This is a genomic window from Neobacillus cucumis (assembly GCF_002860255.1).
In the GTDB taxonomy this organism is placed as follows: Bacteria; Bacillota; Bacilli; order Bacillales; family Cytobacillaceae; genus Neobacillus; species Neobacillus cucumis_A.
This window is the reverse complement of sequence record NZ_PGVE01000039.1, coordinates 1-1,758: the sequence shown is the minus strand read 5'-3', so window position 1 is coordinate 1,758 and position 1,758 is coordinate 1. Positions and strand designations below refer to the sequence as shown.

2 protein-coding genes are annotated in these 1,758 nt (G+C 40.4%); both read right to left on the bottom strand.

Annotation, left to right across the window (positions count from 1 at the left end; translation table 11 throughout):
• Positions 1-810 (bottom strand): sigma-70 family RNA polymerase sigma factor (locus CVD27_RS09260; protein WP_101647620.1); only part of this gene is annotated, 810 nt, incomplete at its 3' end.
• Positions 811-825: 15 nt separating this feature from the next.
• Positions 826-1,758: toprim domain-containing protein (locus CVD27_RS09255; protein WP_180960209.1), on the bottom strand; the 933-nt coding region annotated here is incomplete at its 5' end.

Genomic DNA, 1,758 nt, shown 5'->3' with positions numbered 1-1,758 from the left:
TTTTTCTGGTGTTAAGTCCATTTCTTCTCCAATTTCTTCAGGTGAAGGCTCTCGTCCTAAATCTTGAAGCAATTGACGCTGGACACGGATCAATTTATTGATCGTTTCCACCATATGCACGGGAATACGGATTGTACGTGCCTGATCCGCGATTGCGCGTGTGATTGCCTGACGGATCCACCAAGTTGCGTACGTACTGAATTTAAAGCCTTTCGTATGGTCAAATTTCTCAACAGCTTTAATAAGACCCATATTTCCTTCTTGAATCAAATCTAAGAATAGCATACCGCGACCGACATAGCGTTTTGCAATACTGACAACTAAACGTAAGTTCGCTTCAGCCAATTTCTTTTTGGCATTCTCACCACGAATAATAGTAGCATCTATTTCAGGTGTCATTTTCCCTGTTTCCTCAAGCTCTGTTTCAGCAGCTAAACCATCGATAATCCGAATCGCTAATTCTACTTCTTCTTTACCTGTCAATAAATCTACTCGTCCTATTTCTTTTAAATACATACGGACTGGATCGTTGATTCTTACGCCAGGTGGCACACTTAAATCATTTAAATCAAATTGTTCTTCTTTTTCAGCCTTGGGATCAGCTTCTTCTTTTCTGTCCATTTCAATTTCTTGTGCTTCTATCTGGTCAAGAAACTCTTCGAATTGCTCAGGCTCCATTTCAAAGGATGCCAGTTTTTCCGTTACATCCTCTAGTGTTAGCTCACCTGCTTTTTTACCCGCTTCAATAATAGCCGCTTTTGCTTCTTCAAGAGTCAATTCTACTTCTCCCGTTTGTTCTTCTTTTGTCATAGTGACTATACCTCCTTACAGAACCTTTAACGATCTCACAAGCTGGATTACTTCCGAGGCCAACTCCATTGCTTTTAGTAGGTCGTTCCTTTTTTCTGCTTCTTTTGATTCGTGTCGCTTTTGATCAATTAGACGTTTCATTTGATTTCTTTTTAAATGACGGATACAGTCATTTACTTCTTGTGTGGTATGCTCCTTTGAACGTTCAGTTAAGATGGCTTCCATGACGACTTTCTTCAGTTGCCTGTCTTCTAACGTTTCTGCAAATCGCTGATAGTTTGGCAAATCATATTGTTCATAAAACGCTGCTAACTTAAAGAATATTTTGATGATGTCATCTCTCACAAATAAATCTTGAAGTTCCAGTCGTTTTTCCTCGAATAGATCTGCGTCCATCAGCAGATGCGCAAGAAGTAATTGTTCCGCGCGATCTGTTTCTGCACGATTCGCCGGGGCTCTCGTAACTTGTACAGTTCTGTCTTCATCAGGACTTGTATCTTGCGATTGTTTCGATTGTTTCGCCTTTTTTGCAATCGACTTAGTAAATTCTTGTTCAAGTGACTCTTTTGAAGCATGTGTTTCATTGTGGAGTTGCTGGATCAATAAATCTTTCTCAATAGGAGAACAACGGTGAGCCAGTTCGTCAAATACTTCGTGTACGTATTGCTTGATGTCATGATCAACGGATAAATTCTTATCTCTTCTATAGTAGGCCGCTACGAAAGAAATATAGGATAACGCTTGATCAAGCACCTTTTCTGAAAATACTTCTGAACCATGTTGACCGATATAGTCATCAGGATCCATTTTATCAGGCAATGTGGCAACCAGTACATCCATTCCGCTATCCATTAGTTGGTCGGCAAATCGTTTGGCAGCCCCCCAGCCAGCTGAGTCACCATCACAGCAAATGACTATCTTTTTTGCCATTCGCTTCAATTTCACGAT